Below are 23,737 nucleotides of genomic sequence, written 5' to 3'. Positions count from 1 at the left end.
GTAGTGTGGGAGCGGTTGGCGATACTTCGTACGTGGCGATTCAAAGCCATGTCGTCGCCGATTCGAATAATTGGCCGGTTTCGCGGTCAAGACGGGAGCGTCACTATGACGCCGCAAACAGACCGCATGGATGTCGGACATCGACAAAGCCCGCCGACCCACACCCCGCGCTTGCGCCTGAAACCCAAGGCACCCCGTAGCGGGTCTGTCGATGGGGCGTGGTGGCCGCACAGCGAGGATCTCGAGGCAGAACTGCCGGATCTGCTGGCGGTGCTATCAGTCCGACTCGGTCCAATTGGCCGGGTGATCTACAAACTCAACGAATGGGCGAAGGCGCCCGCCAAATGTGAGTTTGGCGACCAGGTAGTACGGCTCGACGGGTATCGCCTCCAGCCCGTCAACACCGTCGAAGTCGTCGGAACCAACCGCAAGAGAATCGTTCTCCTGGTGCTGTCTCGCGAGACCGATCCCGCGCACGCGCACGCCGTCATGATGACCGCCGCCGGCCCGAGCAACGGCTTGACGGTCGAAAGCTTGCTGATGATCAGCGCGAAGGAGACAGCAGCCCGCACGTAGGCCCATACCGACATAAAGCGCTGGAATCCAACGAAACTCGTTGTCTATCGGCTGTCCCGGCGCGAGATCGTCTCAGCGGCGACGGCGCGCGACGGACATCGTCTCGCCGCCTGCGGCGCGCACAATACCTTCGGCGGTCTTGAACGCGCGCGAATCATGATCGATCGCGTAGACGGGTAACCCGGCAGCCCGCCGCAAAACCATCACCGCGAGCGCAGTACCGGTGCGGTGCGGAACTATCAGAAGCTTTGCTCGCGCATCCGCTCCGGAGACCGTCATGATTTGCGGGTTAATGCCTTGCCACCAGCCCCAATTCAGTTCCGGCTGCCCTTGCAACGCTGACCAGTTGACGTTGATGTCGATGACCTGCCCCAGACGTACGTTCAAAACGGACACCAATTCAGGCAGTTCTCGCGAGATCACCCCGGTTCGGGGCCACCATGCCCCATCGACCTTGTTCCCGAGCCGGGTTGCCAGCGTGAGCCGCAGCGAGCTCCCTCGGCACGCCGGCCCCGCCATACCGATCATGCGTGGGGGTGGCTCCGCCACCGGATGCTGTTCAGATGCGACGAGGTCGAACAACGGATTTGCGCGATTCATTTGCGGCCCTTCGAACTTCGCGGTAATCGGCCCGAAAGTCAGGTCGACGGAGGAATCGCATTGTCCGTGATCTCGTGCGTGCAATGACGTTCGAGGCCAGTGCCGACAATGTAACGGCTCTGCGCCAACGTTACGCCATCATTTGCTCGAGTGTCACCCGGCCGGCCACTGCACTAAACAGCAACTCACGTCGGCAGAGCGAACCCCGCTGCGGCTCAACGTAGCTCGCAACGGAACGGGCATCGGTGCACCCGTGGCTTGGACCGACCAGGCGAGATGGAACAACCCACCATCAGCCCGACTCATCGGCCGCGCTGCACGCAACTTCACGGCGACCGCCGGAGAACGTGATTTTTCCGGGCAGCCAGATTTCACCTCTTGTGTCTTTCCAAAGCTTTTACCAGCAGGTTCTGGATAGACGAGCACGGGCGGCCCGCAGCAGCGTAGACTCGACGAAACGGGACCAATCAGGCCCCCAAATCAGAGGGCCGCGATGTCTGACAAGTCTCCTCGCCAAACTATGACGAAGAAAACGGGTAAGTCCCTGAAAGAGAAACGCGCTGCGAAGCGTACCAAGGCCGCCCGGGTCTCGCAGACTGATTCGTTACTGCATCCCAAGAAGCCCTGATCGGGCAACTAGCGATTCCGCCGTGCCCCGCCGTCTCGAGGGTGACAGGCAAATTCGGTCGGCAGGTAGCGTTGTTTCCGCGTGACGGCTGAACTTGGATATGGCTGAATTAGATCCACTGGAAAAAGAGAGAGAAGTTGGTATGCCGCAAGGAACTGTTAAATGGTTCAACAGCGAAAAGGGATTCGGATTTATCGCCCCTGACGGTGAGGAAAAGGACGTGTTCGTCCACCAATCCGAGATTCAGGCAAGCGGTTTCCGTACGCTTGAGGAGAATCAACGAGTCCAGTTCGAGATCACGCAGGGACCTAAAGGCCCCCAAGCAGTCGGAGTATCCGCCCTCTAGCGACGAAGCACGAGGCCGCGGCGGCGATCCCCGCGGTTGGCCATTGCTGTCAGCAATCCGCGCCGCCTCACACCGTTGTCCGCGACTGCCACCCGCGGTTGTTCAGCGGCGTTGCGAAACTTCTTCTCGGATGCCGTCTCTGGTGCGTCGTCGGCGGTGGCGAACAGAAACCGGTCGGGCAAAGCCAATTTGCAGATTGTCCGGACCGTGAGTAGGTACTGCCGCAGCAACGACCCAGTGGTGTAAGGCAAGTCGTAGGTGGCGCACAGAGCCCGTACCCGTTCAGCGATCTCGGGGTAGCGATTACTCGGCAGATCGGGAAACAGGTGGTGCTCGATTTGATAGCAAAGGTTGCCGCTCATGAACGCCAGTACCGGCCCGGCCCGGAAGTTGGCGGTTCCCAGCATCTGTCGTAGATACCATTCAGGTTTGGTCTCGCTCTCCAAAACCGACGGCGTGAACTTCTCCGCTCCGTCGGCGAAGTGACCGCAGACGATGACCATGTACGCCCACACATTGCGTAACCCATTGGCCACGATGTTCGCCGCCAGCGTGCGCAGCCATCGCTTACGGCTCAATGCAGGAAAGACAACATAATCCTTGCCGACCTGGCGGGCCATCTTGCCGATCATCGTCTTCGTGTGGACGGATTTTGCGGCAGCTGTGGTCTCCCGGTCCTGGACCGCGTACAGGCCGTGCAGTGCGACGCCCCATTCGAAGGCGATCGCCAGCAGCACCGCGCGCAACGGCTGCGCTAACGCGCTCGGCTGCCACTTTTGATCTCGTGTGACCCGCAGGACTCCGAATCCGAGGTCGTCGTCCACACCCACGATGTTGGTGAACACATGATGAAGGTGGTTGTGAGAGGACTGCCAGTGTTTCGAGGGACCGACCATGTCCCATTCCCAGGTACTGGAATGGATTTCCGGATCGTTCATCCAATCCCACTGCCCGTGGGTGATGTTGTGGCTGAGTTCCATGTTCTCGACGCACTTGGCCACTGCCAGCGCCGCGGTACCGGTAAGCCATCCGGACTTGGATTTGCTGCCCAGAATGGTCAGCCTCGCCGCGACCTCGAGGCATCGCTGAAAGGCGATAGCGCGTCGGATGTAGTCACGGTCCTTGGCGCCGCGCGAATTTTCGACGTCGCAACGGATGGTCTCTAAAGCGGACGCGAGTCCCTGCAGGTCCTCGTCGCTCAGGTGGGCGTATTCAGGTACCTCGGTAATAGCCACGGAATCCTAGTGAGATTCGGACATGGTTGCGCAGCGCGGCTGCGCGATGACGTGCGGACAGGGCGGGTTTACGAACCGCGGCAAAGGGTCACGTCCGATCTTGTGATGGTGTTAGGCGCGAGGGGCGGGAACAATTCGGTGCGGCCTCAGCTGAGCGGCCAACTTCTCGACCACGGCCGCCCCGGGGCGTTGGAGCCGTGATCAATCTTTTGGTCCGCGATTTCCAGTATGGCTGCAGAGTTGATTCGGCTGCGGCCCGTCGTCGTCCTCCCTATCGGATCGCGGCGGCGCAGCCAGCCCTCCGGACCCTCAGCGGTCCGGTCGGCCGAATCATCTGCTTGAGCACCTGCCTTATCGGCTCGAGGTCGGTTGACCCCCGGAGGATACATGAGCCCCGCGCTCGGGCGCTCCACGCGACCGAAACGGCAGACGAACGGTCCTTGGCCCTCGGCCCGATCTTGCAGTGCCAATAGTCTGGTGCTTTGGATGCCATTCGAGAGGTGATGACATGTCCGCACCGTCAGCCGAGGTCTTCGACCGTTTGCGTCAGCTCGCCGCGATCAAAGACATCACCGCACGTCAGACCAGGACGATCGATGAGGTCTTCACGGGCAGGCCGCTGACCACGATCCCGATCGGGACGGCCGAAGACGTCGAAGCCGCGTTCGCCGAAGCGCGCGCGGCCCAGGCCGCCTGGGCGAACCGCCCGGTCACCGAGCGCGTCGCGGTCATCGCCCGCTATCGCGACCTCGTCGTGAAGAACCGCGAGTTCCTGATGGATCTTCTGCAGGCCGAGGCCGGTAAGGCCCGTTGGGCGGCGCAGGAGGAAATCATCGACCTGATGGCGAACGCGAACTACTACGCAAGCGTTGCCGCGGACCTGCTCAAGCCCCACACGGTGCCCGCGCTGCTTCCCGGGATCGGCAAGACCACGGTCGGTTACCAGCCCAAAGGCGTGGTCGGGGTGATTTCGCCGTGGAACTACCCCATGACGCTGACCGTGTCCGACTCGGTGCCGGCGCTGCTGGCGGGTAACGCGGTGGTGCTCAAGCCGGACAGCCAGACCCCGTACTGCGCGCTCGCGTGCGCCGAGCTGCTCTATGAGGCCGGCCTGCCGCGGGCGCTCTATGCGATCGTGCCCGGGCCGGGCTCGGTGGTCGGCACCGCGATCATCGACAACTGCGACTACCTGATGTTCACCGGCTCGACCGCCACCGGCAGGCAGCTCGCCGAACACGCGGGCCGCCGGCTGATCGGTTTCTCGGCTGAACTCGGGGGCAAGAACGCGATGATCGTCACGCGGGGCGCCAATCTGGACAAGGCCGCCAAGGCGGCCACCCGCGCGTGCTTCTCGAACGCGGGCCAGCTGTGCATCTCCATCGAGCGGATCTACGTGGAGAAGGACATCGCCGACGATTTCATCGGCAAGTTCGGTGCCGCGGTGCGAAACATGAAGCTGGGCACCGCATATGACTTCTCGGTCGATATGGGCAGCCTGATCTCCGCGGGCCAGCTCGACACCGTCACGGACCACGTCGACGACGCGAAAGCCAAGGGCGCCAAGGTGATTGCGGGCGGCAAGGCGCGGCCCGACGTCGGGCCGCTGTTCTACGAGCCGACCGTGCTGACCGACGTCACGCAGGAAATGGAATGCGCGGCCAACGAGACGTTCGGACCGGTCGTCTCGATCTATCCCGTCGCCGACGTAGAGGAGGCCGTCGAGAAGGCCAACGACACCGAATACGGGCTCAACGCCAGCGTGTGGGCCGGGTCGGCGGCCGAGGGCGAGCGGGTCGCCGCGCGGTTGCGGTCGGGAACGGTGAACGTCAACGAGGGTTACGCGTTCGCGTGGGGCAGCCTCAGCGCGCCGATGGGCGGGATGGGCCAGTCCGGCGTCGGCCGCCGGCACGGTCCCGAGGGACTGCTGAAGTACACCGAATCGCAGACGATCGCGACCGCACGGGTGTTCAATCTCGATCCGCCCCTTGGCATTCCGGGGAAACTCTGGCAGAAGTCGTTGTTGCCGATCGTGCGGACGGTCTCGAAGCTTCCCGGTCGAAAATGAGTTTCACCGGCGGCCAGGCGTAAATCCGCGTTACGCTCATCGATGTCAGCGGCACATCGCACGTCAGGAGTCCGCTATGAAGGCCGACGCGAAGCAATATGAGGAAGACGCTCGGCGGCTACGCGGGTACGCCACATTCGACAACTTCTCGGATGCCCAATTGCAGCGTCTCGCCCGGGTAGCCCATCGCACGGCGACGTCGGCAGCCTTGCCGCTGATTCATGAGCAGACTCCGTCGGACTCCTGCTACATCCTGCTCAGCGGAGAGGTGGGCGTGTACATCGGCAGGGACCGCGTCGCCGCGCTGGGGCCGGGCGAGGTGATCGGCGAATCGGCGCTGCAGCGTGGCAGACTGCGTTCCGCGACCGTGACGACGATGGGGCCTGCCGAGTTGTTGCGGATAGAACGCGACGATCTCGCCGCGTTGCTCGACGACCTACCGGCACTTCGCGAAATCATTGACGCGTCTGTCGCGCGACACGTGCCCGTAGACCTGCCGCCAAAGCCGAAACCACCGTTCTCCAGGTTGGGCGCATCGGTCCGCACCGACTTGATCGAGCGGTTTGAGCAGGCCGCTGACAGCGCCGGTGTGGACGTCGCGACCGCGCTTGAAGAAGCGCTCACCCGTTGGATCGAACGGGACGGCACAGCTTAGCCACCGCCTTTCATTGACCCTGATCTACTACCGGGCGTAGTATTCGGCCCATCTCGCCACGCACAAGGGGGTGCAATGTGAGGTGGAGCTTCGCCCAGGTCGGGCTGGTGATCATCTGCGTTTTCCATGTCATTCAGGCCGTGATCGGGTTCATCCTCAATCCCAGCTTCGCGACGGGGCCCAATGCGCCGACCGTGCAGCTGCTCGGCATGGACTACAACGGCTGGCACGCCGTCGCCGGTCTGGCGCTGTTCGCTCCGGGGCTGGTCTTCGCTATTCGCAAGTCGTGGTCGGTGTTGTATCTACTGCTCGCCGCGATAGCCGGTGCGCTGCCGGGCATTTGGGCGTTCTTCTCGCATCAGGTCGCGTTCGTGTTCACCTTTCCCAACAACACGATTGACGCGGTAGTGCACTTGGTGACCGCCGCGATCATGGTGGCGGTCGCTGCCATCCAGATCCGGATGGATGGTGGGCTTCGCAACTCGCTCGCCGATCTCCGGAAAGCGCCGTAACGCAAGCGGTTTGGATCTACTCGCCAGCCGTGGCTACTCTATGGCCGCCAAGGCGCTCGCCGACCCGTGCCAGTGCCTCGTCTCGTCCATGCGCATGAGGGCCTCGGGATGACTCTCGCCGATCAACGAGCTTTCCTGCGGGGTCAGGTTCACACGGTGGGTGCTCACGCCCAGATTCATAGCCCGCACCGGACGCGCCGACGCGGCGAACGCCGAACCGCCACGCCGGGGCCATCTCGAATTCATATCTGCGGCGCGTCGCGGGCCCGCCGCCGTCACACACGTCCAGAGCTAGGCTTGGCGGAGCGGCTTACCGCAGTCGAAGTTTGCGTCCTCGGGGTCTTCAGAATCGCACGCTGCGGTAATCCGTCGGTCGACGAAGGAGGTTGCGATGGCCAAGCAATCAGAGAGAGACGACGACGAGCCCAAGGGCGGCCGCCCCGGTCCGGTGGATCACGGGCGCGAAGGCGGAATGGCGACCCGGGAGAACGCGCCGGAACTCACCGAGCCGGACCGCGAGGACTGAATGGTCCGTCTTGAGCGGGCATTGGGGCGGGTAGCCGGGCTGTCTCTGGCACGACGAAAATGCATAGATGCCGTCTGAACAGGCGCCGCCCCCGCCGAACTTCGCGCCGGGGTGGTACCCCGACCCCTCCGTAGGCCACGGACTGCAGCGGTACTTCGACGGCACCAGCTGGACCAGCGAGTGGGCGTTCTCCGCAGAGCCGCCGAAGAAAGGCCTCTCCGGGAAGGCGGTCCTGGCGCTGGCGGCGCTGTGCCTCCTGGTCCTCCTGATCGTCGTGGGCAAAAGCTGGATCTTCGACCCGAAGAAGGCCAGCCACACGGCCCCATCGAGCAGTTCTGTTGGGGCGGGACCGACCGAGGCGGCGCCGTCCACACCGGCCGGCACCAAGAAGCCGGAGGGCGTCACCTTCACCACCGCTGCGGGCCCGAACGGCGACGTGGTCAACGCCCGATTCGCCATTCGTGACAACTACACCGAGCAGCTGATCAGAGACGGCGCCCGGCTGGACACCATCGACATCCTCAAGTACGCGAGGGCGACCTACCCTGACGCGTCCGCGGTGAACGTGCAGGGCACCTTCCCGATGACCGACCCGTACGGCAACACCTCGACCCAGGTGGCCATCGACCTCACCTATTCACGGGAGACGTTGGACAAGATCAACTTCGATGGCATCAGCAAAGCCAGCATCTGGGAGATTCGCGACAACGGCTTCATTCTTCCGGCCTTCCAGCAGTAGACCGGTCTGCTACTTCGGTGGAGTGCGGGTTTCCTCGTAGCGGACGGCCGCCCCCATAGCCACGGTGAGCAGGATCAGCAATGGCACGAACACCAGTGGGTACGCCGCGACTGCGGCCATGGCGAGCAGCGAGGCCGGCACCAGCAACGCCAACGCGACCGTCGGACGCTTCTCGATCAGAGTGACGATCCTCGCGAGCGCCGCGAATGCTTGCGCGGCCTGCTGATAGCGATCCGGCCAGTCTTCGTCGTACGAGCAGCGGGTCTCTAAGCCACACCCAGTGCAGTTGCGCCAATAGGAGTAGCGGGTTTCCAGGCCGCAGCCCATGCAGGTGTGGGTGGTCATCGGGGCCATGGTCTCATCGCGTCGGGTGGCGCGGTTGCCCTCCCCTGCTGAGCACTTATTCCTGCGGACGCGGCCACGGGGGATCCCGGCCGGACGTACGCTTTTCAGTCATGACGAGGGGGAAGAAGATCCTGGTTGCGCTGCTGCTCGCGTTCGCCGTCTCGACGACGTCGGCAGGCTGCGTACCGATTGTCGACATACCCACCTGCCCGGCGGGCGGCGGCCCGGTCGGCTGCTGATCACCGGCGCCGCGGCGTCTCCGCGCGTAGACGCGTCGGGCTGAACAGGATTGGAGGAATTGCCGGCGGTTGGAACTCTCTCCGGGAGCGGCGGCCCTAGCTGCTATCCGACCGAGCGGGCATTGCGCGTGTCGAAAAATTTGACCACGACACGACTTCGGGATGCCGCTTAAGCAGAGCCCTGCGCTGACGCTCGGTCATGCCGCCCCATACCCCGAACTCGACCCGGTTATCTAGCGCTTCGGCCCCGCACTCTGTCATCACAGGACAGCGACGGCAGATAACCGCAGCCTCGCGTTGTTTTGCCCCCCGCACAAATAGTGCGTCGGGATTTGTGCCCCTACACAGCGCCTTCGAGACCCAGGCGCGATCGTCCGCGGCCACTGCGCCCGATATGTTGGTTGCGGGCACGAGTCTTAGGGGCCGTGTGGCCCGTCTTTCTTCTGACACGAGCAATCCTTCGTCCCAGCCGGCCGCAAAGCGTTACGACCGCCTCCCCTGATGCTGGAATGTGCGCCACATCGGCCCGAACGTGTGACTTGACCCGCATTACTTAAATTATGCGATTCAGCATCGATTGCGCAACCAAATTCTGGTACGCGCGTACCTTTGCGTCCTCCGTGGACCAAACGTGCACGGTTCGCGGCCCACGTTGCCTGACCCTGGTCTACTGCAAACCGCATGTTGATAGGGGCAGGCCACACCGAAACTGGTCTCAGCCCTCACGACCAAGTGGTTCGCCTTGAACTCGTCACCGGCGTACGGGTTGACCTGAACTTCGAGCGCCCACCTGCGAAAACGTTGGTCGGGCTGACAGGATTTGAACCTGCGACCACTTGACCCCCAGGTCGTGTTTTGCAGTGCTGGGCGGCGGGGATCCTTTGGCATGATGCGGCTGCCGCTTTTCGGGTCAGGCGCGGCTGAGGTGGGCGCGGATGGCCGAGATGGTGGCCGCGATAGCATCGGCGCTGCCGCCTCCGAAGGGGGCGAGACTGGCAAAGCCGTGTGTAAGAGCATCGAACTGGCGGTGGTCTACGCAGACACCGGCCGAGCGTAATGCCGTGGCGTATTCGTTTCCCTCGTCGCGCAGTGGATCGAATCCCGCGGTGAGCACCAGGGCCGGTGCCAGGCCGGATAGGTCGGCGGCCTTCAGTGGCGATACCCGCGCATCGTCGGCTGCCAGGCCGGCGCCGTCCAGATACAACTCTTTGAACCAGTCCATGTCCTGCTTGGAGAGGAAGAATCCGTCCGAGAACAGGATGCGCGACCGGGTGTCCGCGGACAGGTCGAGGGTCGGATAGAGCAGCACCTGCAGCGCCGGTTGCCCAACACCTTCGTCGCGGCTGCGCAGCGCGACCAGCGCCGCTAGATTTCCGCCCGCGCTGTCGCCGCCAACGCCGATTCGGGCCGGGTCGGCACCAAGTGCGGCGGCGTGTCCAAGTGCCCAGCGATAGGCCGCGACGCAGTCATCGACCGCGGCCGGGGCCTTGTGTTCAGGCGCGCGCCGGTAGTCCACCGACAACACATGTATCGCGGCATCTTTGCAGATCATCCGGCACAGTCCGTCGTGGGATTCAATGTCGCCGACGACAAAACCACCACCGTGGAAGAAGACAAGCAGTGGGGCTGGCCCCGCGACGGTCGGTCGGTAGTGTCGCGTCCGTAGGGGGCGGTCGGGTCCCGGAATCGTGAGGTCGGTGGTGGGGACGGCGACGTGGGTGCCCATCACCGAGTGCGAGTTCCGCATCAGGGCGCGGGCGATTCCCGGATCGCCAGCAGCCGACAGGCCGCCCGTGCGTGTGCGTCGTTGGGCGGCCAGTATTAATTGAAGCGTGCTGTCAAGGGTGTTGCCGTCGATGGTGACCCTTCTACGGCCAGCGAGGAGGCATTTGAGCCACGGCGGAATCCATGGCATGACCATGACACCGATACGAAGCGCCGTGTTGGTCATCGCGGCGGAGCGGCCGTTGGGCTGCCTGTGTGCCGTAGCGTCCCCTGGCGTACTACGGGGGAGCCCTGGCTGTAAACGAAGCTTCACTGTCATTGCCCGCCCTGTTCTCGGCTTCCTCAGGCACTGTAACCGGAACATATATTTGGTTCAAGAACAGGTGGCCTCAGCCCTTCATACCGTTTGCAATGGTCATATCTGACCCGGAGGGGATAAGTGCGGACAAATATTTGGTCGACCGTGCTCGCGGCTGTATTTACTGATCCTTTGGTTTCTGCGCGGGCCGCAACGTGGCATCCACAGCCACGATCGCCCACGCAGCATATTGAACCGGGCAGCTGTTGTGGCGCTCTGCCTGGCGATAACATATGGGCCAGTGCCTACTAACCGCCCAATTTGTCGGCGGGCCGCAGCCGCAACCTCTAGGTGTGAGACTCATCCACTGTGCGATGGTCGGCCCCAGGCGCTCGGGCACGAGCGAATCCGCGCCCCGTTGACCGCCGCCGTTTCAAGCCTGCGCAGCGCGGCGCGGGCGGGCTAAACGGTTGTGACCGGAAGGCGTGCCCATCCTCGGACGCTGGAGGTGTGGGCTCTGCTTGCGTTGTCGTAGTCGACGGTCCAGTCGCTCCATCGCTTGAGGACCTCTTCGAACGCGACTCGTGCCTCGAGTCGCGCTAGGGCTGAGCCGAGGCAGAAATGCAGTCCCTGTCCGAAGCTCAAATGTCCGCCCTTCCGGTGGATGTCGTAGCGGTCGGGTTCATTGAAGCGCGTCTCATCACGATTGGCTGACCCGTTGAGTAGCAACATGTAGGAACCCTCGGTCACGGTGTAACCGTAGAGCTCGACGTCGCGCGCGACGTAGCGCGCCTGCACCGGTGATGGCGGCTCGTAGCGCAGCGTCTCCTCAACCGCCGGGGGGATCAGCGACGGATCCGCGACGAGTTCGCGTCGTTGATCGGGGTGCTCGCCGAGCAGTTGACCCATGAATCCAATCAGCCGGGCGGTGGTTTCGTTGCCGGCGCCGGCGATCATCGCGGTGTACGCCAGAACTTCGGTCCGTTCGAGCGGACGCCGGGATCCGTCGTGTTCTTCGACTTGCGCGTTGAGCAGCTCTGTCATCAAGTCATCGGAAGGATGCGCTGCCCTCCACTCGATGTATTCGGCGAACAATGCGATCGAGTCCTCAAAGATGGTCGCGCTGACGCCGCCGGTGTCTTCATGCTGCGATCCAACAGTGATGCTAGTGTCGTTGCGGTCGCGGATGCGCTGTTGGCCTTCTTCGGGGATGCCGAGCAGATAGCCGATGGTGCGCATCGGCATGATTGCACCGAGATCGGCGACGAAGTCGAAGCCCTCGGCGTCGCGCAGCGGATCCAGTGCGCGCGAACAGAAGTCACGCACCAGGCTTTCTACGGCCAGCATGCGCCGTGGGGTGAAAACGCGTGACAGGAGGCGACGGTGCAAGTCGTGCAGCGGAGGATCCTCGAACAGCAGGATTCCTGGCGGCACTTCGAGGCCGCTGAACAAGATGTCTGCGGTAGTGCCCCGTCCGGAGCGATAGGTCTGCCAGTCCGGAAGCGCTTGCGCGACATCGTCGTAGCGGCTCAACGCATAAAAGCCGTACTTGTCGTTGAAGTACAGTGGCGCTTCGGCGCGCATGCGCTTCCACACCGGATACGGATCGTCGTCGATGTCATAGTCGAACGGGTCGTAGTACAGCCCCGCGGTTTGATTGCTGATCACAGATCCTCTTTCACTACCTGAGTTGGTTCGGCACGCCAGGGAACAATTGCGCATCGGGACCCGAGGTCACGTAACCCATCTGTTTGGTCACGAGGTGGGGGGCGAAAAGGCTGCCGTAGAGGACGTTTCCGATGACGATGACCGCGACGACAGCCAGCACTGCCGACTGCACCTTGGTTTTCGAGAGCCGGTCGGCCCACATCTCGATGACATTGCGGCCTTGCGCATCCGTGCGGCCCAGCAGATAGGTGAAGACCATCATCTGAATACCCATCGCGATGGCGTCATAGATCGGGTACTGGTGCAGGGTCCCCTCAAACAGTCCCAGTCCGGGGATCACGTAGGCGTAGTAGAAGACGCCGATCCGGGCACCCAGGCCCCCGTTGAACAGCAGCGCCCAGCAGATCCCGACGGCCAGGCCCACGGCCAGCAGCGTGATCGGCCGGCGCCAGTTGAACCGTGCGCTCAGCCGCTGCCCCAATGCGGCGCCGACGACGGCCGGAATGCAGAAGTAACCGATGTAGCCCAGAGGCACCGACGAGGGCAGCCCACCCCAGGTCATGTTCAACGGCCACCACGACGGCATGCGTGGAAGTGCCGGCGGAAATTGCGCATACATCGCCCAGTCATACGGGGCTTCGATCCATGAGAACGAGATCGCCGAGATGCACAGAAGAAGCAGCGGGTGCAACCGGCGGCGGCGAACGCTCAGGTAGATCCCGGTGACGGTGAACCCGATGCCGCTCAGCCAGCCGAAGGCATTGGCCGCGGTCAGCAACGGCGTCAGCTCGGTCGTCATGACGTGGTTTCTTGACCCGAACGGCGGCGCGCTTCGGGGTCGAAATACCAGACCAGCCCGAAGATCACGATGATCAACCCGAGCAGCGTACCGAGCATGATGACTGCGCCCACACCCACACCCTTTCGCCAAACCAGGACCACGACCGCATTAATAGTGGACACTATTCTAAGGCGGTTGGTCAAGGCCGACTATCGTGAATGCCGTCAACCGCTCAGCGCGGTCCAAGGAGAGAACAACCGTGCCCCAGCGACCTTCCGCCAAGGATCGGGCAACGGCAGATGCGCCGGTACAGGCCCTGCGCCGGCCCCGCGGTGAACCGCGCCGACTTCTCCTTGATGCCGCGCGTGAGCTGTTCGCTCGCAAGGACTACCGCAGCACCACGACACGCGAGATCGCCGAAGCCGCTGACGTTAACGAGTACCTGCTGTTCCGCAACTTCGGCTCAAAAGCCGGACTGTTCCGGGAAGCCCTCGTCCTACCGTTCACCGATTTCGTCGACGAATTCGGCCGAACGTGGCAATCAGTGGTCCCCGACGAAACCGACGAAGAGGAATTGGCAAGACATTTCGTCGGACAGCTCTACGACGTGGTCGTCGAACATCGAGGGCTTCTGCTGACGCTCGTCGCGTCGGAGACGCTCAGCGAGGACGAGATCGCCGACGCGGGTATCGCCGACATCACCCGGGCGCTCGGCGTGCTCGGTCAGATCAGCGCTGAGGGCATGCGTCTGCGCGGGTTGCGGGCCGGCCGGCCCGACCTGCCCGCGCACACCACGGTCGCAACGATCGCCGGCATGGTCGCTTTGCGCTCGACCTTCTTCGGCGCCAACCAGCCTTCCCGTGAGGCGATCGTCGACGAACTCGTCCAAGCGATCCTGCACGGTTTCCTGCATCGCTGCGACTGAAAGCCAAGAACGGCGCGACCGAACATGCCGAATGAATCACCGCGGTGACCAGTCACGAAATGCGGCTGTAGACGTCATGGGCTGGTCAGGGCAGATCCCGGAGGCATGGTGGCGGTGATCAGGGAGCTGATCGGAAGGACACCGATCAGGTCGGCAGGCAGAGCGCGCCCGAGGCGCGCCATCAGCTCGCGGCTGTCGAGGGCGCCGACGATCCATCCGCGGCGCGCAAGCCAATCGGCAATGTCGGTGAGGTCCTCGTGCTTGATGTAGGCCGCCACGTCCATGGCGACGCCGATCTTGTCGCGCATCTCAGCGGCCCCCTGCCGCCAGCTGCTCATCCGATCCTCACCAAGATGAGTCGACGCACTGGGATAGGCGTCCGCTCCGATACAGCTACCCTCGGCGCTGAGCCCGAGTACCCGGTCAAAGAGGTGCTCCTGATCGGCAGACGACAGGTACGGAAGCAGCCCTTCGACCAGCCACGCCGTGGACGCCGAGGCATCAAAGCCCGCCGAGCTCAGCGCTGAGGGCCACTCGTCGTCGCGAAGATCGACCGGCACCGCACGCATATCCGCCACCGGCACCGCGCCATGAGCCCGCAACACGGTGTGCTTGAAACCCAGGACATTGGGTTGATCCACTTCGTAGACCACCACCCCGGACAGGCTGTTCAAGCGATACGACCGGGCATCCAGACCGGCAGCGAGGATGACCACCTGACGGATTCCCGCGGTGGGGGCGGCGGCGAGGAAGTCGTCGAAGTGCACGGTTCTGCTGGCGACATAATCGCGCCCACTCGTGGCTGCCCGGCGGCCGTCGTCATCTTCGGGACCCATCCAGGACAGGTCACCGGAGGCCATCATCTGCCAACCCGGCTCCTCGACGGCCGCGACCAGCACAGCGGCGAACTCGTCACGAAACAGCGGATCATTCTGGGCTGTCTCGGCGGCCCGCTGAGCCGCCACCCCCAGCGCGGTGGTTCCGAGATTGGTGGTGACATCCCAGCTGTCGTTGCCGGTCATGAGGCGCCCGCGAGGTCGACGATGGCGCTGGCCAGCTCCTGGGGTGCATCGATCATCACGTAAGCGAGACTGCGCGGAATCGTGATGAGCGTGGCCCGGGGGAAATCACGGGCGAGCCGCTCGGCATCGGAGAAGGGAAACAATTTGTCCTCGGTGCCCCACACCACGGCCACCGGCTTGTCGAAGCGGTGGATCGCGTCGGCCGCCCGCAGGGTCAGCGCCGGATCCAACGACGCGGTGACGGTGGCGGCTTGCGCACGCGTGGACTTGTTGGTCAGGAAGGCACCGAACAGCTCGGCGCGTTCTCCCGCTGACAGTCGCGTGCGACACACCGCCCGCAGGAACACCTTCTGACCCACCGGGCTGGCCAGCATGGCGAGCACCGCTCGGCCCACCGCGGGACTTCGTCGGCACAACTGCACGACGAGCTTGAACTGGCCAGGCGGGAAGTGCTCGTAGCTGTCACCGTTAGTGAAGACCAGGCTGGCGATGCGCGACACGTCCAGCGAGGGGTCGCCCAGCGCGGCCAGCACCAGCCCGCCGCCGGTGTCGTTGGCCACCACCGTGACATCGTGCAGGTCGAGCTGGTCGAGAAAGGCCACGATGCGCCTCGCCGCGGCGCCGGCGCCCAGGTCGACATCACGGGCGACCGGCAGATGGGCACCCAGCGGCCAGGTCGGCACGATGCAGCGCACCCGCTCCCCCAGTGCTGCGACCACCCGCTGCCAAATCGCCCCGCTGACGTAAACGCCGTGCACGAACACCACGACTGGCCCCGATCCGGTGTCGGTGAAGTCGACGACTGCGCCATCCACGGTGCAGCTGTTGCCCATCACGCCTCCTTTGACGGCAGCTTCTTCCATGAGATCTGCCGCGTGACGTGCGAGCCTACATACAGGCTGTATGTGGGTCAATCATTCGCGGTCGCGCGGTCGGTGTTGCGCAACCCTTCGACGAGTGCATCCAGGGTGTGCACCGCTCGATCGCGCGCTGCGACCTGATCGGTGGCGTTGGCGATGAACAGCGCGGCCTCGTCGGCGGCCGCGAGCAGCAGATGCGCGAGCACGTCGATCGACGGTGCCGCGGCGAGGTCGCCCTCGTCGGCGGCGCGTTGCAGCATGGCGTGAATAGCGCCCAGGCCGTAGCGGCTTTCCAGCTCTCGCCAGCGCTGCCAGCCCAGCACCACCGGTCCGTCGATGAGCAGGATCCGTTGCACGGGCTTGGTCAAAGAGGCGTCGAGGAAGCCCAGCAGGCCACGTCGCAGCACGTCCAGCGCCGACAGATCCGCATCGCCGGTGAGGTTTTGGGCTGCCGCCATCACGAGTTCTTCTTCGACGGTCAGGAAGACGGCCTCAAACAGCGCCTTCTTATCGGTGAAGTGGTGATACAACGCTCCGCGCGTCCCCACACCGGCGGCCAGCACGATCTCCTCGGTCCCGGTGTCGTGGTAGCCCTTCTCGACGAAAAGTTCACGCGCAGTCTCGATCAACGCTGCACGGGTGGCCTCAGCCTGCGCGGTGCGCCGCGCCTTGGTGTCGAAACGTTCCCGACCAGCGGCCATGCCACCAGCCTATTGCATACTGGTTGTAGGTGACCTACTGTCTGCACCTAAACACCGTTTGTCCGCTCCCTGGCTCACCGGAGGTTGCTGATGCCTCATCCCGTCGATGTCGTCCGCCAGTTCTGCGCGCTGATGGAAAAACGCGACGCCGAGGCGCTGCGCCCGCTGTTGGCCGACGGTGCGGTATATCAGAACGTCGGCATGCCCGCCACCGTGGGCGCCGACGCCATCGTGGAAAACATGGCCGCCCAGTTCTCCATGTTTCCCGACGCCTACGCGTTTGAGATCGTCAACATCGCCCACGACGGTCCGACCGTGCTCACCGAACGACTCGATTACATTCAGGCCCCCGACGGATCCAAACCGGGCGTGCCGGTGATGGGAACATTCGTGGTCGACGAGGACGGCACAATCACCCGCTGGACCGACTACTTCGACGTCAACCTGACCGTCAAAATCCTGCAAGGCGAGGACATCTCGGCGCTGGTGCCCACCGCCTAACAGCTCACCGGCGAAGTGGAATGCTGTTCGCCGATACGGCTGGCAACGCGGCCGCGATGTCGGGGATGGCCAGTAACAGCCCGGCAACGGTGTCAGCGACGTGATCTTGGTCGGTGGCGAAATCACCGCGCAGCCAGCCGGCGATCACTTCCATCGCACCGCTGACCAACGCAAACGACGCCATCTCGATGTCCAGCCGGCTAGCAGGTCCAGTGGTGGCCGTATCGGTGAGCATCGCGGTCATCGCGTTGGCGATCGCCCGAGTGCTGTCCACGCGCGCACGCTGCATCACGTCGGAGGTGTGCGAGCGCAACAGCAATTGGCCACGGCGCGGATCGGCAGTGAGAAATACCAGCGACCCAGCAGCGGTGGCGCGGATCTGCGCGCCGACATCGGAACCGACACCATGGGCGGCGGCGCCGACTGCCTCCAGCCCGGCAGTGGTCTGATCCCTGACCATGGCTTCTAGCAGTGCGTCGGAATCGGTGAAGTGCTCGTAGAAATATCGGTCGTTGAGTCGCGCGCGTGAACACACCGCACGCTTGGACACCGCGCGCGCACCGTCTTCAGCGAAGAGGTCCAGGGCCGCCTCCAGCAGCGCCGCACGCCGGGTGGCGCGACGCCGCTCGGCAGTGACGCCACCGTAAGAGCGCGCAACAGAAGTCATCGCAAAAAGTATCCCAGAGCCCTTGACCCTTCGGACTGTTTGGTGCAATCTGACACCAGAATATATTCTGGTGTCGCGCTGCGCCAGATCTGCCCAGATCTGAGGGAGAGGTCTCATGTCGGTTGAATCACCTGACGTGTTGATCGCGTCATCAGCACCGATCCACGACCACCCCGCGGCGTCGTGTCTTGCTGACGCGCCAACCGCCTCGGTGGCCGACCGTTTCGAACGCATCATGGGAACCCGGTTGCTGGCACTGTTCTCCCCGGCCCTGTTCGACGAGATGATGCTGCCGATGGTGTCAGCTTCTCTGGTTCACACCGCCCGCATCCGCGACAACCCGTATGGGCGGGCACGGCGCACGGCGGCGTCAGACCAAGTGGCGTTGCTGGCGAACGGCGCCCATCGCCGCGAAGAGATGCAACGCCTGGTGCGGCTGCACCGCGACATCAAAGGCGTGACACCCGAGGGGATCCGGTACAGCGGGCTCAACCCCGAGGCCTGGAACTGGAATCTGATCAGCATCTTCTTCATGCACCGCGGCGCCTTCATCGCGCTGACCGGTGAACAGCTCGACGACACGGGCGATCAGGCCGTCTGGGACCGCTACCGAGCACTCACCGCCGACTTGCAGATGCCCGGCCGGACGCGTGAACTTCCGACCAGCTATCCACAGCTGTGCGCCTACTACGATCATGTTGCCGCCGAAAAGCTCACCCACACCGAAGCTTTGGACATCGTCATGGCCGCCACACTGCACCCAAGGCGGCCCGCGCACATGCCGGCGATCACCGCGCCGCTGTATTCGCTTCTTGGCCCGATCTTCGGGCATATCGCGGTCATCCTCGGATTCGGCATCATGCACCCCAGAGTCCGCGCCCTGGTCCCGATGCCCTGGACGCGCCGACACGACATCGAATTTCTCGTGTTCAGCCGGGTACTGCGCGGGGCCTACCGTCGGCTGCCGCGCCGCATCACCGAAACACCCTTGGCCCGCAACCGCCGCCAGTACGAGCGCATCGTCGCCCGGTATCAGGGTGTCGGACTGGTGTCCTTCGTGCCCGGCGCCACCCAAACCTGCGGTCGCTGAGGTTGTCTCACGCAGAGCCGACATGCCGCGAAGGAGTGTCGTGGAGATGGAGACGCTCACGGCGAGCTTTTCCGATTCGACCCGCGCTACGGGAGTAAGGGATGACACGAAGTGACCAGCGTGCAGAGCTTCTATGACACGGCCGGCCAACGGAGACCGTGCCGGGCAGTGATGGGGTCGACGCGGATACGGGGCCGATCGCAGAGCCATCGCGCCGTCGATACGGTTTCTGACAGTCCACGCTGCACGCTGCAGGTCAGCCATGGGTAAGTCCCGCAGCGTCGTCATCACCGGGGCCTCGCGCGGGCTGGGGCTGGCCTCGGCGGCCCACCTGTACAAGGCCGGCTGGCGAGTCGTCGCGGCGATGCGCACACCGGAGATCGGCCTGCAAAACATACTGGATGCCACCGGGGCCCCCGCCGACAGTTCGCGGTTGATCGGCGTGCAACTCGATCTCACCGATCCGGCATCGATCACGAACGCAGCCAAGGCCATCCTCGAGGCGGTTGGAGCCCCTGATGCTGTGGTGCACAACGCCGGGATCACCGCGGTGGGCTGCGTCGAAGAACTCGACCTCGACGTGTGGCAGCAGCTGTTCGCCACCAACCTGTTCGGGCCGGTGGCACTGACCAACGCGCTGCTGCCCTCGATGCGCGCCACCGGACGCGGCCGCATCGTGGTGATCGCCAGCGAAAACGGTGTCCGCGGGATGCCCTGCACGGCGTCGTACTCGGCGTCCAAGGCCGGATCTGAGCGGTGGGCTGAAGCCCTGGCCGCCGAGATCGCGCCGTTCGGGCTGGGCGTCAGCGTCCTGGTGACCGGGGTGTTTGACACCGACATCATCACCGACGCCGGGGTGCAGGACCACCGCGACTTCAGCGGACCCTACAGCGCCTTGACCACCACCATCGAGCGGCGGGGCCGACTGGCCATCCGGATGGCCAGCCCGCCCAGACGTTTCGCGCACGCACTGGCCAAAGCCCTCGACGATACTGCGCCCTACGCCCGGCACGCCGTCGGCGTCGACGCCAAAATGCTGCTCATCCTCAACCGGCTTTTGCCCGCCAGGGCGATGCACCAGATCATCCGCATCGCCATGGGCCTTCCACGGCACGGCGCCGCCAAGGCCACGAGCGCAGCGCCACGCCCGGAAAGCGAGAACCGTGTCTGAGGCAGTTACCGGTCGGTCTGAGTCGCGGATGCTCATCGACGACAGCTGGTCGACGGCCAAGCCGGCAACGTGATGTCGGGATCACTGGAACAGTCACTGGCCGTGGCGCGGCGGCTGCGCACCGGGTTCATCGGACTCAACGGCACGGTCGGATACGGCGCCGACACCCCGTTCGGGGGTTTCAAGGCCAGCGGTGTCGGCCGCCATAACGGTGTCGCCGGGTTCGACCAGTCCACCGAGGTGAAGTCCGTCGCGTACCCAGCCAGCTGAAAGGTTTTAGCGCATGCAATTATTCGATGATCTGGAGGACTTCGGGTCTTTCGATGACGCCGTGGCCGGCGACGTCCGCGACCCCTATACCGAACTGTCGCGGATGCGGCGCACCGAACCCATTCAGCGCCTCGACTTTTCGGTCATGCCCGGCGAGGAGGGCAAACCGGTCTTCATGGTGTACCGCCACGAGGACATTCAGGAACTGTTGCGCGACAACGAAACCTTCTCCTCGGCCATCATCAAGGACTTCTTCGGGATCGGCAAACACGTCATGGTCGGCATGGACGAGCCCGAGCACGGCCGCCACCGCGCACTGGTCTCCAAGGCCTTCTCCCCCAAAGCGCTGGCGCGCTGGGAAACCGATCTTGCCGGCCGAGTCGGCAACGAGCTGATCGACACGTTCGCCGATCGCGGCAGCGCAGATCTGGTGAAGGAATTCACCTTTCCCTACCCCAGCCGAGTCATCGCCGGCCTGCTGGGCCTACCCCAAAAGGACTATCCACAGTTTCAGCGGTGGTCCATTTCGCTCCTGTCAGTAGGGGTCAATCCCGAGCGCGCCGCCGAAGCCACCAAGGCGCTGGGTGACTACCTGGTGCCGATCCTTGCGGCCCGCCGCGAGCAGCCCCGCGACGATCTCACCAGCGGCCTGGCCGCCGCCGAGATCGACGGAGAGAAACTCTCCGATGAGGAAATCTTTTGCTTCCTGCATCTGTTGTTGCCCGCCGGGGTGGAAACCACGTACCGCTCACTGGGCAACCTGCTGTTCGGGCTGCTGTCCAACCCCGATCAGCTCGACGCCGTGCGCGACGACCGCACACTGCTGTCAGCAGCCATTGAAGAGGCCGTGCGGTGGGAGGCGCCGCTGCTGTCGATCACGCGTGTGGCCACCCGCGACACCGAACTGGCCGGGGTGCCCATCCCCGCCGGGTCCTCGGTGATGCCGATGCTCGGTGCCGCCAACCGCGACGAGAACCGCTACCCCGACCCCGACCGGTTCGACCTGTTCCGTCAACCCAGGACCCCGATCTCGTGGGGTCACGGTCCGCACGTCTGCCTGGGAATGCACCTGGCCCGCATGGAGATGCGCGTTGCGGTCAATCTCTTATTGGACCGCCTTCCCAACCTGCGGCTGGACCCCGACGGCAACGATCCCCACATCCGCGGGCAGGTGTTCCGATCGCCGACGTCGCTGCCGGTCCGGTTCGGCGCCGACACCTAAGAGGTGGCGGTGGGTTCCACGACGGGTCGACGCGATGATGCACGGCGGGCGGCCGCAGCACCGCTTACTGCGGCGCTGCCCCGAATCGCCTGCGGTGGACCGGTCTGCCACGTGGGCGCAGTCGCCCCGAACCGCACAATCGCAGACAGGAGGGGGTCGTGACCGAACTACGCTTCGATGACCGGGTCGTCGTGGTCACCGGCGCGGGCCGGGGGGTCGGACGAAGCCACGCACTGCTGTTGGCCGCCAAGGGAGCACGCGTGGTTGTCGTCGATAGCGGCGCCGACATCGACGGCGGCGGTCACTCTCGGGCGCCCGCCGAAGCGGTCGCCGAGGACATCAACGCCTCCGGCGGCCAAGCCGTCGCCTGTTTTGCCTCGGTCGCCGATGAACGCGCCGCCGCCGACATCATCGACATCGCGCTCCAACAGTTTGGGCGGCTGGACGCGATCGTCAACAACGCCGGCATCCACGATCCCGCCCCGTTCCAAGACCTGACCGTCAGCCAGTTTCGCACGATGATCGACGTTCACTATGTCGGCACCGTGCTTGTCACCCGCGCCGCCTGGCCGCACTTCATCCGCGCCGGATACGGCCGGGTGGTCAACACCGTTTCTGAAGCCATGCTCGGCGGTATCCCCGAATTGAGCAGTTACGGGGCAGCAAAGGGTGCAGTGTTTGGACTGACCCGGAATCTGGCCACCGAGGGAGCCGCGCACGGCATCGCGGTTAACGCCATCGCGCCGCGCGCGTTCACCCGCATGTCGGCCTCACACTCCCACGCCCTGGCCGAGCACCTGTCCATACCCACCGACGTCATGGACCAAATCAACGCCGCCATGCCGCCCGAATTATGCGCGCCGGCAGCGGTGTTCCTGGCTCACGACTCGTGCACACTCAACGGTGAGGTTCTTCAGATTGGAATGGGCAGCGTCGCGCGCCTCGCCGTGGTGCGTGGACCCGGATTCGCCAGGGACGCGCTGACCGCCGAAGACATCGCCGACAACCTGGCCGACGTCATGAACCTCCACGACGCCTCGGTCACCGAATCCGCCACGCCCGCATTGTGACAGCCCCACTGCAAGAGGAGATTTGGCTGTGAACGACTTCGATTCGGTCGACTATTTCACCGACCCTGAGCTGGTGCCCGACCCCTACGGGTATTTCGACCATCTACGCGCCAAATGCCCGGTGACCGCCGAGCCGCACCATCAGGTGATGGCCGTCACCGGCCACGAAGAAGCCCTCACCGTCTATAAGAACAACGCCTTTTCGGCGTGTGTGTCGGTGGCCGGCCCTTACGGCGGGGTGTCCTTCGACACCGACACCGATGACATCAGCGCCCTGATCGCCGAAAAGCGCGACCAGATCCCGATGAGCGAGCACATCGTCACCCAAGACCCCCCCGAGCACGCCTACACCCGAGGGCTGTTGAGCCGTCTGCTGACCCCCAAGCGCCTGTCGGAGAACGAAGACTTCATGTGGCGCTTGGCCGACGAGCAACTCGACGAGTTCGTGTCCCGCGGCAGCTGCGAGTTCCTGGAGGACTACGCGCGACCGTTCTCGCTGCTGGTGATCGCCGATCTGCTCGGTGTTCCCGAAGACGACCACAAGATGTTCCGTGCGACGCTGGCAGCCAACGACGAGGTCCCCGGCGCTCTCGGCGACGACGCGCCAGCGCACAACCCGCTGCTGTGGCTGGATGAGAAGTTCGCCGGCTACATCGTCGAGCGCCGTGCGCAGCCACGCCAGGACGTGCTAACTGAACTGGCGCAAGCCAAGTACCCGGACGGGTCAACACCTGAGGTGATGGATGTCGTGCACCTGGCGACGTTCCTGTTCTCGGCGGGCATGGAGACCACCACGAAACTTCTCAGCTTCGCGCTGCGCGTTCTCGGGGAGCGCCCCGACATTCAGACGGTGCTGCGCGAGGACCGCAGTCGCATCCCGGTGTTCCTGGAAGAAACGCTGCGCATGGAAAGCCCGGTGAAAAGCCACTTCCGCCTGGCACGGCAATCGACCACGGTGGGCGGCGTGCCGATCGCGGCCGGCACCACCATGATGCTGCTCCCTGGAGCATGCAACCGTGACCCCGCAAAGTTCGACGCACCCAACGAATTTCGGCTGGACCGCCCGAATGTGCGTGAACACATCGCCTTTGGCCGCGGCAATCACTCCTGCCCAGGGGCGCCGCTCGCGCGTGCCGAAGGCCGCATCTCACTGAACCGCATCTTTGACCGGATGGCCGACATCCGCATCAGCGAGGCCTGCCACGGCCCCGCCGACACCCGCCACTACGGGTATGAACCCACCTTCATCCTGCGCGGTCTGACCAACCTTCACTTAGAGTTCACCCCGCTGGACTGACCG

26 protein-coding genes and 2 pseudogenes are annotated in these 23,737 nt (G+C 64.3%); 16 read left to right on the top strand and 12 right to left on the bottom strand.

Features of this window, described 5'->3' with window-relative positions; all coding sequences use genetic code 11:
• Positions 1–105: 105 nt before the first annotated feature.
• The gene (locus ACZYVJ_RS01105; RefSeq protein WP_463829307.1) at positions 106–576 is read left to right on the top strand and encodes a DUF5994 family protein; all 471 of its coding nucleotides are present in this window, start codon (positions 106–108) and stop codon (positions 574–576) included.
• A gap of 72 nt (positions 577–648) precedes the next feature.
• Here the strand turns inward: ACZYVJ_RS01105 and ACZYVJ_RS01100 are convergent, their stop codons facing one another.
• Positions 649–1,176: a DUF5994 family protein gene (locus tag ACZYVJ_RS01100; protein WP_463829306.1), complete on the bottom strand. Its 528-nt coding sequence runs from the start codon at positions 1,174–1,176 to the stop codon at positions 649–651.
• A gap of 770 nt (positions 1,177–1,946) precedes the next feature.
• Here ACZYVJ_RS01100 and ACZYVJ_RS01095 point away from each other — a divergent pair.
• Positions 1,947–2,150 carry a cold-shock protein gene (locus ACZYVJ_RS01095; protein ID WP_463832783.1) on the top strand — a complete coding sequence of 68 codons (204 nt, stop codon included), beginning with the start codon at positions 1,947–1,949 and terminating at the stop codon, positions 2,148–2,150.
• Here ACZYVJ_RS01095 and ACZYVJ_RS01090 read toward each other — a convergent pair.
• Positions 2,147–3,385 (bottom strand): fatty acid desaturase family protein, encoded by a 1,239-nt coding sequence (locus ACZYVJ_RS01090; protein WP_463829305.1) that lies wholly within the window; start codon positions 3,383–3,385, stop codon positions 2,147–2,149. The two genes, ACZYVJ_RS01095 and ACZYVJ_RS01090, sit on opposite strands and share 4 nt — an antisense overlap.
• A 508-nt stretch (positions 3,386–3,893) precedes the next feature.
• On the opposite strand from ACZYVJ_RS01090, the gene ACZYVJ_RS01085 reads away from it, so the two are divergent.
• From ACZYVJ_RS01085 to ACZYVJ_RS01075, 3 genes are all read left to right on the top strand, one after another.
• Positions 3,894–5,450 carry a succinic semialdehyde dehydrogenase gene (locus tag ACZYVJ_RS01085; protein ID WP_463829304.1) on the top strand — a complete coding sequence of 519 codons (1,557 nt, stop codon included), beginning with the start codon at positions 3,894–3,896 and terminating at the stop codon, positions 5,448–5,450.
• 76 nt (positions 5,451–5,526) lie between these two features.
• Positions 5,527–6,105, top strand: coding sequence for a cyclic nucleotide-binding domain-containing protein (locus ACZYVJ_RS01080; RefSeq protein WP_463829303.1), 579 nt, complete (start codon positions 5,527–5,529; stop codon positions 6,103–6,105).
• Positions 6,106–6,182: 77 nt separating this feature from the next.
• Complete coding sequence (locus ACZYVJ_RS01075) at positions 6,183–6,617, top strand: DUF4383 domain-containing protein (RefSeq protein WP_463829302.1); 435 nt, start codon at positions 6,183–6,185, stop codon at positions 6,615–6,617.
• A gap of 33 nt (positions 6,618–6,650) precedes the next feature.
• Here ACZYVJ_RS01075 and ACZYVJ_RS01070 read toward each other — a convergent pair whose 3' ends face one another.
• The gene (locus ACZYVJ_RS01070; protein WP_463829301.1) at positions 6,651–6,785 is read right to left on the bottom strand and encodes a hypothetical protein; all 135 of its coding nucleotides are present in this window, start codon (positions 6,783–6,785) and stop codon (positions 6,651–6,653) included.
• 223 nt (positions 6,786–7,008) lie between these two features.
• Here ACZYVJ_RS01070 and ACZYVJ_RS01065 point away from each other — a divergent pair, with 223 nt between their 5' ends.
• The gene (locus ACZYVJ_RS01065) at positions 7,009–7,143 is read left to right on the top strand and encodes a hypothetical protein (protein WP_281255197.1); all 135 of its coding nucleotides are present in this window, start codon (positions 7,009–7,011) and stop codon (positions 7,141–7,143) included.
• A gap of 67 nt (positions 7,144–7,210) precedes the next feature.
• Positions 7,211–7,882 (top strand): DUF2510 domain-containing protein, encoded by a 672-nt coding sequence (locus ACZYVJ_RS01060; RefSeq protein ID WP_463829300.1) that lies wholly within the window; start codon positions 7,211–7,213, stop codon positions 7,880–7,882.
• 9 nt (positions 7,883–7,891) lie between these two features.
• Here ACZYVJ_RS01060 and ACZYVJ_RS01055 read toward each other — a convergent pair whose 3' ends face one another.
• Entirely contained in the window at positions 7,892–8,227 is a 336-nt protein-coding gene (locus ACZYVJ_RS01055; RefSeq protein WP_463829299.1) for a hypothetical protein, read from the bottom strand.
• Positions 8,228–8,337: 110 nt separating this feature from the next.
• Between ACZYVJ_RS01055 and ACZYVJ_RS01050 the strand changes: the two genes are divergently transcribed.
• Complete coding sequence (locus ACZYVJ_RS01050; protein WP_463829298.1) at positions 8,338–8,466, top strand: hypothetical protein; 129 nt, start codon at positions 8,338–8,340, stop codon at positions 8,464–8,466.
• 103 nt (positions 8,467–8,569) lie between these two features.
• Here the strand turns inward: ACZYVJ_RS01050 and ACZYVJ_RS01045 are convergent.
• The 4 genes and pseudogenes from ACZYVJ_RS01045 to ACZYVJ_RS01030 form a co-directional block, all read right to left on the bottom strand.
• A pseudogene (locus tag ACZYVJ_RS01045) lies at positions 8,570–8,877 on the bottom strand (WhiB family transcriptional regulator).
• A 499-nt stretch (positions 8,878–9,376) separates the two neighbouring features.
• Complete coding sequence (locus ACZYVJ_RS01040) at positions 9,377–10,417, bottom strand: alpha/beta hydrolase (RefSeq protein ID WP_463829296.1); 1,041 nt, start codon at positions 10,415–10,417, stop codon at positions 9,377–9,379.
• Between the two features lie 534 nt (positions 10,418–10,951).
• The gene (locus ACZYVJ_RS01035; RefSeq protein ID WP_463832782.1) at positions 10,952–12,073 is read right to left on the bottom strand and encodes a cytochrome P450; all 1,122 of its coding nucleotides are present in this window, start codon (positions 12,071–12,073) and stop codon (positions 10,952–10,954) included.
• Positions 12,074–12,170: 97 nt separating this feature from the next.
• Positions 12,171–12,956 carry a spirocyclase AveC family protein gene (locus tag ACZYVJ_RS01030; RefSeq protein ID WP_463829295.1) on the bottom strand — a complete coding sequence of 262 codons (786 nt, stop codon included), beginning with the start codon at positions 12,954–12,956 and terminating at the stop codon, positions 12,171–12,173.
• A 241-nt stretch (positions 12,957–13,197) separates the two neighbouring features.
• Between ACZYVJ_RS01030 and ACZYVJ_RS01025 the strand changes: the two genes are divergently transcribed.
• Positions 13,198–13,863, top strand: coding sequence for a TetR/AcrR family transcriptional regulator (locus ACZYVJ_RS01025; protein WP_463829294.1), 666 nt, complete (start codon positions 13,198–13,200; stop codon positions 13,861–13,863).
• 74 nt (positions 13,864–13,937) lie between these two features.
• On the opposite strand, the gene ACZYVJ_RS01020 is transcribed toward ACZYVJ_RS01025, so the two are convergent.
• The 3 genes from ACZYVJ_RS01020 to ACZYVJ_RS01010 form a co-directional block, all read right to left on the bottom strand.
• Positions 13,938–14,885: an SAM-dependent methyltransferase gene (locus tag ACZYVJ_RS01020; protein ID WP_463829293.1), complete on the bottom strand. Its 948-nt coding sequence runs from the start codon at positions 14,883–14,885 to the stop codon at positions 13,938–13,940.
• Positions 14,882–15,718, bottom strand: a complete 837-nt coding sequence (locus tag ACZYVJ_RS01015; RefSeq protein WP_463829292.1) for an alpha/beta fold hydrolase — start codon at positions 15,716–15,718, stop codon at positions 14,882–14,884. The genes ACZYVJ_RS01020 and ACZYVJ_RS01015 overlap by 4 nt, the downstream gene beginning before the upstream one ends.
• 77 nt (positions 15,719–15,795) lie before the next feature.
• Positions 15,796–16,446 (bottom strand): TetR/AcrR family transcriptional regulator, encoded by a 651-nt coding sequence (locus tag ACZYVJ_RS01010; protein ID WP_463829291.1) that lies wholly within the window; start codon positions 16,444–16,446, stop codon positions 15,796–15,798.
• 90 nt (positions 16,447–16,536) lie between these two features.
• On the opposite strand from ACZYVJ_RS01010, the gene ACZYVJ_RS01005 reads away from it, so the two are divergent.
• Positions 16,537–16,947 (top strand): limonene-1,2-epoxide hydrolase family protein, encoded by a 411-nt coding sequence (locus ACZYVJ_RS01005; protein WP_463829290.1) that lies wholly within the window; start codon positions 16,537–16,539, stop codon positions 16,945–16,947.
• Between the two features lie 4 nt (positions 16,948–16,951).
• Here the strand turns inward: ACZYVJ_RS01005 and ACZYVJ_RS01000 are convergent, their stop codons facing one another.
• Positions 16,952–17,614, bottom strand: coding sequence for a TetR/AcrR family transcriptional regulator (locus ACZYVJ_RS01000; protein ID WP_463829289.1), 663 nt, complete (start codon positions 17,612–17,614; stop codon positions 16,952–16,954).
• Between the two features lie 115 nt (positions 17,615–17,729).
• On the opposite strand from ACZYVJ_RS01000, the gene ACZYVJ_RS00995 reads away from it, so the two are divergent.
• The 6 genes and pseudogenes from ACZYVJ_RS00995 (at position 17,730) to ACZYVJ_RS00970 (ending at position 23,734) form a co-directional block, all read left to right on the top strand.
• A complete protein-coding gene (locus ACZYVJ_RS00995; RefSeq protein ID WP_080671407.1) occupies positions 17,730–18,704 on the top strand; it encodes an oxygenase MpaB family protein in 975 nt (324 codons plus the stop codon).
• Positions 18,705–18,966: 262 nt separating this feature from the next.
• Positions 18,967–19,875 carry an SDR family oxidoreductase gene (locus ACZYVJ_RS00990; protein WP_050584506.1) on the top strand — a complete coding sequence of 303 codons (909 nt, stop codon included), beginning with the start codon at positions 18,967–18,969 and terminating at the stop codon, positions 19,873–19,875.
• A gap of 54 nt (positions 19,876–19,929) precedes the next feature.
• A pseudogene (locus ACZYVJ_RS00985) lies at positions 19,930–20,145 on the top strand (aldehyde dehydrogenase family protein); the annotation flags it as partial.
• A gap of 13 nt (positions 20,146–20,158) precedes the next feature.
• A complete protein-coding gene (locus ACZYVJ_RS00980) occupies positions 20,159–21,367 on the top strand; it encodes a cytochrome P450 (protein WP_024636719.1) in 1,209 nt (402 codons plus the stop codon).
• A 158-nt stretch (positions 21,368–21,525) separates the two neighbouring features.
• A complete protein-coding gene (locus ACZYVJ_RS00975; RefSeq protein ID WP_463829288.1) occupies positions 21,526–22,437 on the top strand; it encodes an SDR family NAD(P)-dependent oxidoreductase in 912 nt (303 codons plus the stop codon).
• 28 nt (positions 22,438–22,465) lie between these two features.
• Positions 22,466–23,734, top strand: a complete 1,269-nt coding sequence (locus tag ACZYVJ_RS00970) for a cytochrome P450 (RefSeq protein WP_463829287.1) — start codon at positions 22,466–22,468, stop codon at positions 23,732–23,734.
• Positions 23,735–23,737: the final 3 nt, after the last annotated feature.

The organism is Mycobacterium sp. IDUB_3, from assembly GCF_055419585.1.
Note: the sequence above shows the minus strand (reverse complement) of the source record. Positions and strands in the feature narration are given on the sequence as shown.